Raw genomic sequence first — 13,283 nt, forward strand, 5'->3', positions numbered from 1 at the left:
CGCCCAAGACTTACCTCGTGGTATTGTCTAAGCAGCAAAAAACCGAGATTGCAATTACTTGTGGATGTTCTGCCTCCGGCTGCGCCGTCATGTCGTCAAATTAGCAACACCTGAGTGCCCACTTTTGTTAACGCAAACAACTCGGCAATATGCTCGTTGTAAAGACCGATACATCCGTTGGAAGACTTGCGGCCAATCTTGCGCGTATCGTGGGTTCCATGAATGCGATAGTACTTCCAGCTTAGGTACAAAGCGTGTGTTCCCAAGGGGTTATCCGGTCCGGGCGGAATGTAAGCGGGCCATTCCGGGTTGCGCTTGAGCATGTTGGGCGTCGGCGCCCAGCCGGGCCCGTCGACCTTGCGGATGATCTGTGTTCGACCACGCCGGGTCAGATCGTCGGACAGCGGAACGGAAGAGGGGAAAAGTCGGTAATCATTCCCATCTTCGGACCAGTAGTGAAGCGCGCGGCTGTCGATGTCGACAAGAATCGCGCCCTTGCGCAAATTGTCGAAATAAGGCTGCCATTTCTTGGAACGAAATGCCGAGATATTGCGTTTAACCGGTGGTTCTGGCTCAGGCGGCGGACGCAGGGGGTCGTATGCCTCGTCGGCTACCTCGTCAACTTCCTGGGCCCAGGCCGCAGAGGTAACACCTGCCCCCGCGAGGGAGGCAGAACCGGCAAGAAACTGCCGTCTTGTAAAGGAACTAAAAGGACTGCGGGTCATGACTTTTCCAAACTGCGGAGATATTCATTCGTAGACCCGTATCTTATGGCGCGAATGCCTCAGTCGCAAATCAAACCCGTCCTGAACCGCTGATTCCACCTCGACGGGTTTGCGCCAATGTCACAGGCGCGCTAAGGGAGCCAGCAGTCAATGAAGCAAGGTGTAATATGACGCGTGTATTTCTGATCCTCGTTGCCGGGCTTATGTCCTTTGTCGCGGCTTGTGCGCCTGCTCCGGATGGCAACACCAGCGCCGGCCAGGTTTACCGGATCCGCAATGCGGACAAGGTACAGCTGCGTATGCTCGATTCCGTCAATGCGCTGCGTCAGGCTGCCGGCACCCAGCAGGTGCAGCTGAACGCCCAACTTACCGCCGCTGCAGCGACCCATTCGCGCGATATGTCTGTCCAGAACCGTCCCTGGCATTTCGGCTCTGACGGCTCCTCGCCGCTCGACCGTGTTGCTCGTGCCGGTTTTGTGGGTGACGTGATCGGCGAGACCATTTCGGAGACCTATGAATCCGAACTGCAGACGCTGACCGCCTGGATGGAAGACCCATCCACCCGCGCAGTCATTCTGGACCCGAAAGCCGCCAACATGGGCTTTTCCTGGTTTCAGGAACCCAATGGGAAAATCTGGTGGACGCTCATCATGGGCAGCTAAACCCAGCTGATATTCAAAAGACAAAGGCCCGATCACAGCATGTGACCGGGCCTTTGTTTTGCACATTTGCGGAATGCGACGATCCTGCATCCGGAATTATGGATAAAGGAAAATCGGTGTCCCATCCGCAACCATGGCATAGATCTCTTCGATCTCGTGGTTCTTGACTGCGATACAGCCGGCCGTCCAATCATCGACGCGCGCTGCACGCTTGCGGGCCTTGGCGCTGTTCGGTTCACCGTGAATGAAGATCTCTCCACCAGGTTTCTTGCCCATCGCGGCGGCCTTTGCCCGGTCCTCGGCATTCGGATACGAGATGCCGATAGACAGGTGGTAGGCGCTATTGGGGTTGCGCCGGTCGATGAAATACGTGCCTTCCGGGGTTTTACCGTCGCCTTCCACAGCCTTGTGGCCAGCGGGAGCAAAGCCCAGATCCATCTTGTATTCGCGCAGGATGTCCTGATCGTGCATCAGATAAACCTTGCGCGCCCCTTTGTTGACCACGATCGATGTGACCTCGGGACCATTGTACGCGAGAAACTTGTTTACTGGCCCGGTGCTGGAGCTACAGCCAGCAACCCCCAGGGTCGCGGCGATGCCCAGGCCGAATGCTCTTCTGTCCATTTTTGTTCGGTCTCTGCCTGTTTTGCCTCATATCCCGATTACAACGGTTGGCCCGTCAATCAAAATCACTTCTTCTCGTGTGGGGGCTCAAGGCGGGAGATCTGCTGCTCAATAGCCTCAAGACGGGCCAGAACCTGATCCCGATAGGCATCTGTACGCTCGCCCTCTTCCTCGCTGTGGGCGTCCTGCATCGAGTTCACGATAAGACCCACCAACAGGTTCACCACCGCAAAGGTGGTCACCATGATGAACGGCACAAAAAAGGCCCAGGCGTAGGGATACACCTCCATCACCGGGCGAACGATGCCCATCGACCAGCTTTCCAGCGTCATGATCTGGAACAGGGAATACGCGCTGAGCGCCAGATTTCCGAACCACTCAGGGAAGCTCGCGGCGAACAGCTTCGTTGCGATGACCGAGCCGATGTAGAAGATGATCGCCATCAGCAGGAACACAGACCCCATCCCCGGCAGGGCCGTGATAAAGCCCTCGACCACTCGGCGCAGGCGTGGCGCGACCGAGATCACGCGCAAAACCCGCAGAATGCGCAGCGCCCGCAGGACAGACACGCCCTGTGCGCCTGGCAGGAAAGCGATACTGACGATCACAAAGTCAAAGACGTTCCAGCCGCGCAGAAAGAAGCGATGCCGCTGAACCAAAAGCTTTGCCAAAAGCTCTACGACAAAAATAGCCAGACACAGCTGATCAATGAGCAGCACAACGGATCCGGCACGCGACATGACGGCCTCGGATGTTTCCATCCCAAGCGTCACCGCATTAATCAGGATCACTGTGGTGATGAAATTTCCGAATCGGTCGCTGGCCAGAATTTGGCCCAGCCGTTCAATCAGGCTGAGTTTTGTTACGCTCGTCACGGGTTCACCCCACATAAGTAAAGCTGGCCGCAAGCTCGGTGTGCGAAGACCAGCGGAATTGATCGACAACCTGAACCCAATTCAGTTGATATCCGCCATCCACCAAAATCTTGGCATCGCGGGCAAAGGTCACAGGATTGCAGGACACATAGGCAATGCTTGGTGTTTTTGCAGCCACCAGCTGATCAGATTGTGCTTCTGCCCCTGCCCGTGGCGGGTCAATGACAGCCGCGTCATACTCTTCCCCAAAGGGGTTCAAATCGACCGGCAGCAGGGGATTGCGAAACAGATCCCGTGTTTCGGTCGTGACCTTTTTCAGCCCTTTCGCCTGTCGCCATCCAAGATCCAGCGCCGCCAGCATCGGGCGCTCTCCCTCGACGGCGTGGACTTCTGCATTGCGGGCCAAAGGCAGGCTGAAGGTGCCGCAGCCAGCAAACAAATCGACAACGCGCTTTGCCCGTCCCACGGCTTCTTCGACCGCAGCCAACAGGGCTGCCTCACCGTCGCGGGTGGCCTGAAGAAACGCCCCCGGCGGTGGGCAGACATGGGCAGGACCGAAGGGTTGGGTTGGTGGCTGCTCCATTCCGATCAGCTCATCTTCCCAGCTGAGCCGCGCCAGACCGTGGGCATCAACGATCCGGGCCAGATCGATCCGCAACTGACCATCAAGCGGTTTACCATTTGCCACCAGAACATCCAGTCCGACCTCAGACAGGGTGACGGTCACGGACAATGGCGTCTTGCGGCTTGCACCGACCATTGCCAGTTCCTCTGCCACTGGAATAGCGGCGATCAGCTCTGGAGACAGGAGCTGGCAGTCAGGGATCTGGGTGATCACGTCAGAGGCGCGACCATGAAAGCCTGCCATCGCGCCCTTTTTCGTCCGCCGCACCGACAGGGTCGCCCGGCGCCGGGACTGAGGGGGCGAGGTGTGGATTGGCCGGAAATCAGCCGTCAGCCCCTGCGCGGACAAGGCGGATTGAACGATACCAACCTTCCAATTGGCCACAAAATCATCTGCCGCATGTTGCAACTGACAGCCGCCACAGGATTTGTAGTGTCTGCACGGCGCCTGAACCCGCGCCTCTGACGGGGTTTCGATCCGGATATCTGTCAGCTGGTTGCCGTCACGGATACCGCTGACGGTCTCTCCCGGCAGGGTCCGCGGGGCAAAGAGGGGCCCATCGGCGATCCCGTCGCCCTGGTGCCCGAGACGCTGAATTGTGGCTGTAAGTCTGGCTTCATGTGTCATGGGCGCTGAATACCCCGCCACCGTGTCAGGCAAAAGGAAAATGCGCAGGCTGGCGATCACATCACCGCAGGGCTGCGCCTATTCTGCGGCATCCTGTGCGGCTCGGCTCTCTCCATCGGTGCGGATAAATCCACCTGACTGGCGCGACCAGAACTGCGCATAAAGCCCACCTTGCGCCAGCAGCGCCTCGTGGCTACCCATCTCAACGATCCTGCCATGCTCCATCACGATGATCCGGTCCATTTCGCTCAGCGTCGACAGGCGGTGCGCAATCGCAAGGACGGTTTTACCCTCCATCACCCGTTCAAGAGCCGTCTGAATCGAGGCCTCGACCTCGGAATCCAATGCCGAAGTCGCCTCGTCCAGAACGAGGATCGGCGCGTCTTTTAGGATTGCCCGTGCCAAAGCGATCCTTTGACGCTGCCCACCAGACAGTTTGACACCGCGCTCTCCCAGGTAGGCGTCATAGCCCGTGCGCTCCTGCCCGTCCTGCAGATCCTGAATGAAATCATGCGCCTCGGCTTTTTGCGCAGCTGCAATCATGTCCGCTTCGCTCGCATCCGGGCGACCGTACAGGATGTTGTCGCGGGCAGAACGATTGAACATCGCCGTTTCCTGCGTGACCATGCCGATTTGGCTGCGCAGGGAATTCTGTGTCACGCCAGAAATGTCCTGCCCATCAATCAGAATTTGACCATTTTCCCCGTCATAGAGCCGCAGCAAGAGCGAAACGAGGGTCGATTTACCAGCGCCAGACGCCCCGACAATACCCAGCTTTTCGCCAGCTTTGATCGACAGGGTGACATTCTGAACCCCTCCCACATCGCGCCCGTAGGCAAAGCCCACGTTGCGAAACTCAATCGCGCCGTCGGTGACATTCAGCTCGGTTGCTTCGGTTTCATCCTCAACCCGATCGGGTCGGGTCAGGGTTTTCATGCCGTTTTCGATCTCTCCGACATTTGAGTAGATCGCCATCAGGGTAAAGCTCACCCAGCCAGTCATCTGCGCAATCCGGATCGAAACAGCACCAGCTGCAACGATATCGCCCTCGCTTGCGAGCCCGTCGCGCCACAAAAACAGTGTCGCACCGATGAGCAGCACAGGCAGCAGGCCAGCAAGGGTCATCAGGCAGAACCGAAAGCTGGCAGACAGATAGCCAAAGTGCAGCGCCTTCTCGCGGAAATCAGCCATCGCATCCTGGGCTGTGCTTTCCTCGAACTCGGCATGAGCAAAGAGCTTCACAGTCTTGATATTGGTGATGGTATCGACAACCTGCCCTGACACCATGGCCCGTGCCCCGGCTCGCTTGGCCGAACGTTCACGCACCCGCGGCAGAAACCAACGGATCGTCGCGAAATACCCGACGAGCCAGCCCGCGAACAATACCGTGATGCGCCAGTCAATTGCACCCAAAAGGGCAAGCGCCCCCGCCAAGGAAGCAAGAGCAAACGCGACGACATTGATGACTTCGACAGAAACAGAGGTCACGGCATTGGCGGTTTGCATCTGTTTTTGGGCAATGCGACCTGCAAAATCGTCATCGAAAAAGCGCACCGACTGCCCCATGGTCCAGCGATTGAGCCGCGACAGAACAAGGGGGTTCACATTGGGCTGGACGATGATTGCGTTGGACGCAGCCGACAGGCCGAAAAGGATTGGCCGCAGGACCAGAAAAAAGCCCAGTGCGCCGACAATCGCCAGCAGGTTGGCCGTCGAAAAGAAGCTGTCAGGTCCGCTGGCAATCGCTGTGTCGATCACCATACCCAGAATATAAGCTGTGCCTGCCTCCATCGCGCCCGCTAGCGCGGAAAACAGTGCAGCAAGGGCAAGCATTGGCCAAGCCCCGGACAGACACCACCGCAAAAAGCCCCCCAGCCGATCCGGCGGGGGGCCCTTGGCCGGTTGGAACGCATCAATTAGATTGCCAAATTTCATTCTGCTGCCTCGACATTCAGGAACCCACCGGATTGGCGCGCCCAGAATTGGGCATATAGGCCCTCTGACCGCAAAAGCACGTCATGGGTTCCCTCTTCGACAATCCGTCCCTGATCCAACACCAGAATACGGTCCATTTGGGCAATCGTGGACAGCCGGTGCGCAATCGCGATCACCGTCTTGCCCTGCATCATGCCATATAGAGTCTCTTGAATTTCGGCCTCCACCTCGGAATCCAGGGCAGAGGTCGCCTCGTCCAGAATAAGGATGGGGGCGTCCTTCAGGATCACCCGCGCGAGGGTAACACGCTGACGCTGCCCCCCCGACAATTTCACCCCACGCTCACCGACGTGCGCGTCATAGCCAGTGCGCCCCTGCGGATCCTGCAGATCGAGAATAAAGTCATGCGCACGGGCCTTCTGCGCGGCCTCGACCATCTCTGCCTCGCTGGCATCGGGGCGCCCATACAGGAGGTTGTCCCGCACGGAGCGATGCAACAAAGAGCTCTCTTGCTGCACCATCCCGATGTGCCGCCGCAGACTGTCCTGCGTGACATGAGCGATATCCTGACCATCGATCAGGATCTGGCCGCGCTCAGGATCGTAGAACCGCAGCAGCAGCTTGACCAAGGTCGACTTTCCCGCGCCAGAGCGGCCGATCAGGCCGATCTTCTCACCCGGTTGGATGGTCAGGTTGATCTGGTCCAAACCACCACTGCCGCGCCCATAGTGATGCGACAGCTCCCGCAGCTCCAGGCTCCCCTTGCTAAGCTGCAGATCGGTGGCATCGGGGTCATCGACGAGATCGATCGGCTGCGCGATGGTTTCCATCCCTTCGGCAACAACGCCCAACTGCCGAAAGAAGGTGGTCAGCGCCCACATGATCCAACCGCTCATCCCGTTCAGCCGCAACGTCAAAGCAGACGCAGCCGCAATCACCCCAACAGAGGCAAGGCCCTGCATCCAAAGAAAAATACCCCACCCCACGGTGCTAACAATCAGCAGCCCGTTCAGGCTCACCAAGGTGGCATCCATGATGGTGTAGATCCGCATCTCTGTCTGAAAGGTGCGGCGGGTTTTCTCGATGGCCTCTCGGGCGTAGGTCAATTCGGTATCATGGTGGGCAAACATCTTGACCGAATGAATATTCGAATAACTGTCGACCACGCGCCCTGTCACGGTCGACCGTGCATCCGACGCGGCCTGACTGGCAGGGCCGACGCGGCGAACCGTCCAACGGATCAAAAGCGCGTAAAGCGCGAACCAGATCACCAGCGGCAGCATCAGCAGCGGGTCAGCGTACCACAGCAGGATTGCGGCTCCGATGATGTAGGCCAGTGCAAAGGTGATCGCGTCGAACACCTGAAATACCACTTCCCCTGCTGCCGGCGGGGTCTGCATGATGCGATTGGCAATGCGTCCGGCAAAATCATTTTCAAACCACCCGACCGATTGGCGCAACACATGTTTGTGCGACCGCCAGCGGATCAACGTGCCGAAATTCGGCAAAATCGTATTGTTCAGCAACAATACGTCCAGCAGCTGAATAAGCGGGCGCAGGGTCAGGATGAAAACGGCGAGCAATATCAGCTCTGTCCCATGAACCTGCCAGACTTGCGCCGGTTCCCCCGACAAAAGATCAACCACACGCCCCATGTAGTGGATCAGGCCAATCTCGATCGCAGCAACAATCAAGGACAGGATTGCCGTCACGACAAAGACCTTTTTGAAGGGCTGCGCATAGTCCTTCAGGAACGGCCAAAGACGCCGTGGGGGAACGTTGGTCTCCGGGTAGTCACAATAGGGGTCAACGAGGTTTTCGAAAAAGCGAAACATACGGGTGCTCCAATAAAACTGAGCCTTTGGAATAGTCATGCAAAACTAGGCCATCGAAATGGCCTACCGACTGCGTCGGACAGGGGTGGACGTCAGCCGTGCCAGATCCCGTGATACATGAGTATTCCTCCCGTGTTGGTCCCATAGAGGTAGGAAAGATTGCTCCGCATGTCACGGATTAAATTCCCCCAAGGTTGAACACCACACGCCCGGCAGAGGATTAAAGGCGTTTGAGAAGGGTGTCTTTGTCCAGAGAAAAGCCCGAAGCGATCCAATCGGATTTCAGCCGTTTCAGCGCCACCCCCAACGCGGGGCCCCGCAGATCGGGCATCAGATCCTGTGCTGTCAGCGGAAAAACCGCCTGCGCGCCCGCGTTCAGTTCAGTCTCTAACATGGGGGAAAGCGGCATCTCTAACAAAGCCGACCGCAGCAGCATGGCATTACGGGCAACTGACTGATCATACATATAGGCAAGCGCTGCCGGTGCGGTCGGTCCTGTCGCCTCTGTCCGCAGCAACTGGACCATATTGGCCTGCGCCTTGCTTAGCCTCAGCGCATCGCGCGGATCTTCGCCACCCAGTGCCGCCAGCCTGCGCATCGGCTCCGAGGGCATCCCTGCCTCAAGATGGATGAGCGGTGCAAGCGCCCGGTCATCACTTCCCGGCAGAATCACGGACAGCAACCCAATCTGCCGCATCACGGCAATCGCAGGCGCTGGATCCGGCGCGGCAAGGAGTTTGACCAATTCCTGGCCTACCCGCTCTCGAGAAAGGGACGGAATACCGTCAAGGTTGCCCGCAATCGCCGACAGGGCATCAGGGTCAAACCCCAGATCAGCATTGCCGTACCAGGCATGAAACCGGAAATACCGAAGCGAACGCAAGTAATCCTCACGGATCCGATTTTCCGCAGTGCCAATAAATCTGACCCGGCGCGCCATGAGGTCCGGCAACCCGTCGAGAGGGTCAACCACCTCGCCATCTGGGCGCGCATAGAGCGCATTCATGGTGAAATCCCGGCGCGCGGCGTCTTCCTTGATGCAATCGGAAAAGGCAACGACCGCCCGGCGACCATCCGTTGCGACATCCCGCCGAAAGGTCGTGATTTCATAGGGCACTGATTTATGCACGAGCGTCACAGTGCCATGATCAATGCCAGTCGGAATGGCCCGGATACCTGCGGCCTCTGCCAGATCAATCACCTGCTCTGGCCGCATGTTGGTACACAAGTCGAGGTCGGAGGCCCCCGCCCCCAACAGCGCGTTTCGCACACAGCCGCCAACGAAATACACATCCGCGCCGCCGTCTTTCAGCACCTTGCAGACGTGCTGCGTGTCCGGATCCTTCAACCAGTCTGTGCGCAGTACCGTCATCTTTGCATCCGTTCAGCCAAACCACGCAGCATCCGCGCCGTTGCACCCCAAATGTAATAGGGACCATACGGCACTGCGAAGTAATGCCGCCGAACACCCCGCCAGCGGCGAGACTGAACCTGGTAATTCCCGGGATCCAGCAAATGCGACAGGGGAACACTGAAAACTTCGGCAACTTCCCCCGCCTCTGGGCGGATCTCAAAAGGGCGGTCGATCAGGGCCACCACAGGCGTGACCTGAAACCCCGTTACGGTCTCATGCTGCGGAAGACTGCCCAGTATGCGGGGCAATTCCCGTGGCAGGCCGATTTCTTCCCACGCCTCTCGCAGAGCGGCATCCGCGACGGTTGCATCCGCCGCATCCTGTTTGCCACCGGCAAAGGCGATCTGTCCGGGATGGTGTTTCAGCGCTGAAGAACGCTTTGTCAGGACGACCTGTGGTGCCTCCTGAAAGGTGCTGACCGCAACAAGAACGCCCGCCGGTCGCAATTTGCGATCGGCAGGCAGGGTAACATCGGGGTTAAGGTCAAAGTCAGACGACCCATCCCCCACCGCGCCCAGCGCTGCGGTCAGCTGTTGCTCCAGATCAGGCACTGTCGCCCTGATCTGCGTCACTTGTCTTGCCCTCAAACCCCAACTCTGCAGGATCAAGGTCATAGTGGGCGCTACAGAACTGGCAGTCCGCGGTTACGCGTCCCTGATCATTCACCATGGTGCCGATCTCTTTGGCAGAATAGATCGACAGGCTCTGGCGCACGCGTTCTTCGGAACAGGTACAGCCAAATTTGACCGGCTGGGTGTCATAGACGCGCGGTTGTTCCTCGTGAAACAATCGCAGCAGCAGATCGGTGGGAGACACCGAAGGGCCAATCAGCTCCAGATCTTCAACTGTCGCCAAAAGGTGCATGACCCGGTTCCAGTTCTCGCCCTCTTCACCACTGATGAGATCCTCGGCTGTCAGGGCGTCACCATTGCCCTCACCGTCAGCCACAAATGGCGAGGCTTTCGGCATCTGCTGCAGCATGATGCCGCCCGCGCGCCAGTGTTCCGGTGTGCCGGGTTCAGACGACCGCCCAAAGCTGAGCGAGAAGCGGGTCGGCAGCTGTTCAGATTGGGCAAAATAGGCTTCGGCACAGGCCGCGAGCGACCCTCCCGCCAGCGGGGTGATCCCCTGGTAGGGTTTCATGCCCTCACCCTGGTCAATCAGGATCGCAAAATAACCGCTACCAACCTGATCGAAAGGCGCACCATCGGTCAGTCGGCTTTCGTCATAGCTGGCATAAGCACGGATCCGCGCCGGCTCCCCTTCTTTTTCGGGGGCGTAATAGTCGGTGGCAATCATCCGCACTGGTCCGTTCGACTGCACCTGCAGTGACAGTTTCCATTGCAGCTTGACCGTCTGGCCGATCAAAGCGGTCAACAGCGCCATTTCGGCGACAAGCGCCTCAACGACCTGAGGATAGTTATGTTGTTTCAGGATACCGTCGAGCACGCCATCCAGCCGCGCAACACGGCCGCGCATGTCCGAAATATCAAGCTGGAAGGGCAGGACGGTGTCGTCCCACGCGATTTTCGATACGAGTGTCATGGGGTTTCCTTACGCGCCGGGGATTGGCATATCGGCCCTATATAAGGTTTACATCATTAGAGTGAAGGGGTCAGTGTTTTGATCAGACGATTTGGAGAAATCCCGGACACATCGCGCAAGTACATCCGACGTCCCGGTGTTTATGCGTTGCTGCCGCGTGACGGGCAGTTGCTGGTCACCTGTCAGACCGATCCCTATCCGGACATTCAGTTGCCTGGCGGCGGTATCGACCCCGGAGAATCCCCCATACCCGCCCTGCATCGCGAAGTGATGGAAGAGACCGGCTGGACCATTGGCACCCCGCGCAGGCTGGGAGCGTTCCGCCGATTTGCCTATATGCCTGAATATGATCTCTGGGCAGAAAAGCTCTGCCATATCTACATCGCCCGTCCGGCCCGGCAGATGGGGCCACCAACAGAAGTGCTGCACGAGGCGATGTGGATCACACCTGATCTGGCGATGGACATCCTGGGAAATGCCGGTGACCGTCATTTTGCCAACCTGCTGGCGAACGCCCTCACCTGAGGATCAAAGCCTTACAGTCAAATACAAAAACGGGCCTCCTGAACGTCAGGGGACCCACAGCACGGATCAGAATTTGGGAAATCCCGGTTACGGGCCTTCGTATTCGAACAGAGTGGCGGAAACGTCATCTTCCAGACCGAACTCGGGCGACATGACTTGCGTCAGATTCCAGTACAGATCGTCCAAGAACTCCTGACCGGTCTGATTGGAATTGCATTTGCCAATCAGATCCACCAGCCCCTCAGACTCCAGCATCTCGCCGTTTTCCAGCCGTGCCTCAGTAAAGCCATCGGAATAAAGCAGCAGCCTATCGCCCTTCTCCATCACCACCTCTTCCTGCGAGTAGGTGATATCAGGAACCAAACCGACGGGAACGCCACCCTTGCCGATAAACTCAGTGGTGCCATCCTTGCGGATCAGCAAAGGATGAGGGTGGCCTGCCTGCACCATCTTGAGGATCCCGCTGCGCAGATCGACGATGCAATACGCCATGGTAAAATATTCTTCGATGCCGGTATCAGCGATCAGCCGGGCATTCAGCAGGCTTGCGACCTCCTCCGGCTGACGCAGCGCATAAAAGCGATTGAACCGCTTTTCCATCCCCACGTTCTGATCGAAATAGGTCGAAGACAGATACCCACCCAGTCGGGCGGTCATCATGGCCGAGGTAATGCCGTGACCGGACACGTCGACAGAATAGAAACCAACCCGGTTCACACCGGGTGAGAACATGCCAACCAGATCACCGCCGATATGACCGCAGGGTTTCAAAAGCAAACTGACAGTGGAAGACCCAAAATCGCGCGACAACTCAGGAACGAGCGATTCCTGGATTTTGCGTGCCTGCATCAGATCCTTGTCGATAGCATCATAAACGCGCTGCAGCTCGTCCAGCGTATCCGACACAATCCGGTTTTTCTCTGACAGTTCGCGCTGCATCCGAAGGATACGTTCGCCGGCAGAAATGCGGGCGCGCAGCTCATCAGAGCTGACCGGCTTGGTCAGAAAATCATCGGCCCCCGCATCGAGCCCCTCTGCGACTTCGTTCTTTTCTGATTTCGAAGTCAGCAGGATAAAATAGCTATAATTGTCTTTAGATTGTTCCCGGAAGGCGCGGCAAAATTCCAGCCCGTTCATCCCGGGCATCATCCAGTCACTGAGAATCAGGTCAGGTGGATCCGCCAGGCAGATCTCCATCGCGGCTTCGCCACTCTCGGCCTCCACGACTTCAAAACCCCATTTTTTGAGGGAAGCAACGAGGATACGTCGCTGCAAGCGGCTGTCATCGACCACCAGAACACGGCGGATCGATGAATCTTGCCCATCTTGGCTTATCTCGATCGAACTATCTGGCAACACCGAGTGAACCCCACAAAAAACGGCGCGAAATACCTTGTACACCTGCGACTATCGCGCATTCCACTTAACAGGAGGTGAAGTTTAGCTAAGATGCCCCTATCCTCCCGTTCACCTGTAATTTACTGATTTATAGGTAAAGCAATCGTAAAACGCGATGTCAAAACAAGGTTTATACAATGATTGATTGGTCACGTGTCAAAGAGCTCCAGGATGAAGTCGGGGCAGAAGACTTCGGCGAAGTTGTAGAGATCTTTCTGGAAGAAGTCGAAGGTGTAATCGAAAAACTTGAAACCACTGACCGGTCCGGGTTGGAGCAGGATCTGCACTTCCTGAAAGGCAGCGCACTCAACCTCGGCTTTGAGCACTTCTCCTCCCTATGCCAGGAAGGCGAACGCATGTCGGCGCAGGGTCAGGCGGCTGCCGTCAATGTCCCCGAAATCATCGCAAGCTATCAGGGCTCCAAGACAGAGTTTCTGCGCGATCAGGCCAGCCACCTCTGATTTCACGACCTCTGATTAAACGACGGCACGGG

Annotated in this window: 13 protein-coding genes; 3 read left to right on the top strand and 10 right to left on the bottom strand. The window is 57.6% G+C overall.

Annotated elements, in window-relative coordinates; genetic code table 11:
* Positions 1–95 precede the first annotated feature (95 nt).
* Positions 96–725: a L,D-transpeptidase gene (locus KUV39_RS13150; RefSeq protein WP_008561186.1), complete on the bottom strand. Its 630-nt coding sequence runs from the start codon at positions 723–725 to the stop codon at positions 96–98.
* 167 nt (positions 726–892) lie between these two features.
* Between KUV39_RS13150 and dalA the strand changes: the two genes are divergently transcribed.
* On the top strand, positions 893–1,387 hold the full coding sequence (gene dalA, locus KUV39_RS13155) for a divisome-associated lipoprotein DalA (RefSeq protein WP_008563206.1): 495 nt from the start codon (positions 893–895) through the stop codon (positions 1,385–1,387).
* Between the two features lie 96 nt (positions 1,388–1,483).
* Here dalA and KUV39_RS13160 read toward each other — a convergent pair whose 3' ends face one another.
* The 8 genes from KUV39_RS13160 to hslO form a co-directional block, all read right to left on the bottom strand.
* Positions 1,484–2,011 (bottom strand): L,D-transpeptidase family protein, encoded by a 528-nt coding sequence (locus tag KUV39_RS13160; RefSeq protein ID WP_008561128.1) that lies wholly within the window; start codon positions 2,009–2,011, stop codon positions 1,484–1,486.
* Positions 2,012–2,076: 65 nt separating this feature from the next.
* Positions 2,077–2,901 (bottom strand): ion transporter, encoded by an 825-nt coding sequence (locus KUV39_RS13165; RefSeq protein WP_173644439.1) that lies wholly within the window; start codon positions 2,899–2,901, stop codon positions 2,077–2,079.
* Positions 2,891–4,138 carry a class I SAM-dependent RNA methyltransferase gene (locus KUV39_RS13170; protein WP_222459980.1) on the bottom strand — a complete coding sequence of 416 codons (1,248 nt, stop codon included), beginning with the start codon at positions 4,136–4,138 and terminating at the stop codon, positions 2,891–2,893. The genes KUV39_RS13165 and KUV39_RS13170 overlap by 11 nt, the downstream gene beginning before the upstream one ends.
* A gap of 78 nt (positions 4,139–4,216) precedes the next feature.
* A complete protein-coding gene (locus KUV39_RS13175) occupies positions 4,217–6,073 on the bottom strand; it encodes an ABC transporter ATP-binding protein (RefSeq protein ID WP_222459981.1) in 1,857 nt (618 codons plus the stop codon).
* Positions 6,070–7,908, bottom strand: a complete 1,839-nt coding sequence (locus KUV39_RS13180; protein ID WP_222459982.1) for an ABC transporter ATP-binding protein — start codon at positions 7,906–7,908, stop codon at positions 6,070–6,072. Before KUV39_RS13180 ends, KUV39_RS13175 begins: the two co-directional genes overlap by 4 nt.
* A gap of 220 nt (positions 7,909–8,128) precedes the next feature.
* Positions 8,129–9,280 (bottom strand): CCA tRNA nucleotidyltransferase, encoded by a 1,152-nt coding sequence (locus KUV39_RS13185; protein ID WP_222459983.1) that lies wholly within the window; start codon positions 9,278–9,280, stop codon positions 8,129–8,131.
* Positions 9,277–9,873 carry a CoA pyrophosphatase gene (locus tag KUV39_RS13190; protein ID WP_222460132.1) on the bottom strand — a complete coding sequence of 199 codons (597 nt, stop codon included), beginning with the start codon at positions 9,871–9,873 and terminating at the stop codon, positions 9,277–9,279. The genes KUV39_RS13185 and KUV39_RS13190 overlap by 4 nt, the downstream gene beginning before the upstream one ends.
* A complete protein-coding gene (hslO, locus tag KUV39_RS13195; protein WP_222459984.1) occupies positions 9,866–10,867 on the bottom strand; it encodes an Hsp33 family molecular chaperone HslO in 1,002 nt (333 codons plus the stop codon). Before hslO ends, KUV39_RS13190 begins: the two co-directional genes overlap by 8 nt.
* A gap of 78 nt (positions 10,868–10,945) precedes the next feature.
* Here hslO and KUV39_RS13200 point away from each other — a divergent pair, with 78 nt between their 5' ends.
* On the top strand, positions 10,946–11,392 hold the full coding sequence (locus KUV39_RS13200; RefSeq protein WP_222459985.1) for an NUDIX hydrolase: 447 nt from the start codon (positions 10,946–10,948) through the stop codon (positions 11,390–11,392).
* 87 nt (positions 11,393–11,479) lie between these two features.
* On the opposite strand, the gene KUV39_RS13205 is transcribed toward KUV39_RS13200, so the two are convergent.
* Complete coding sequence (locus tag KUV39_RS13205; protein WP_008561399.1) at positions 11,480–12,751, bottom strand: PP2C family protein-serine/threonine phosphatase; 1,272 nt, start codon at positions 12,749–12,751, stop codon at positions 11,480–11,482.
* Between the two features lie 176 nt (positions 12,752–12,927).
* Here KUV39_RS13205 and KUV39_RS13210 point away from each other — a divergent pair, with 176 nt between their 5' ends.
* Complete coding sequence (locus KUV39_RS13210) at positions 12,928–13,251, top strand: Hpt domain-containing protein (RefSeq protein ID WP_008562900.1); 324 nt, start codon at positions 12,928–12,930, stop codon at positions 13,249–13,251.
* Positions 13,252–13,283 lie beyond the last annotated feature (32 nt).

Origin of the sequence: Phaeobacter italicus, from assembly GCF_019801785.1 — a bacterium.
Taxonomy (GTDB): Bacteria; Pseudomonadota; Alphaproteobacteria; order Rhodobacterales; family Rhodobacteraceae; genus Phaeobacter; species Phaeobacter italicus.